The 263-nt window shown below is 64.6% G+C and carries 1 protein-coding gene; it reads right to left on the bottom strand.

Annotated features, from left to right (window positions below):
- Positions 1 to 263 (bottom strand): phage neck terminator protein (locus SB847_RS21375; RefSeq protein ID WP_410578664.1); only part of this gene is annotated, 263 nt, incomplete at both ends.

The following is a 263-nucleotide window of genomic DNA, read 5'->3' as shown; positions in this document are numbered from 1 at the left end:
GCACTTCGGCGGACAACAGGTTGAGGACCGGATAGGTCCGGGTGAGCTTGCGGCGCAGCACCAGCGTCAGGTCATAGCGCCGGTTCCACTGCTGGTTGATGAGGGCCGGCACTGGCTGGATGTCGCTGGCGCGGACGAACTTCATCCCGTTCAGCGCCAGCTGCTCGCTGTTCTGCGGAATGGACATGCTGTCGGCCAGGCGCTGGGCGTACCCCTTGGCGCTCGGCCCGTAGAAGGAGCACATCAGGTCGATCTGCTGATGC

This window comes from Bacillus sp. SIMBA_026 (assembly GCF_046535335.1).
GTDB classification, from domain to species: Bacteria; Bacillota; Bacilli; order Bacillales; family Bacillaceae; genus Bacillus; species Bacillus velezensis.
This window is presented reverse-complemented; position numbering and strand designations above follow the sequence as displayed.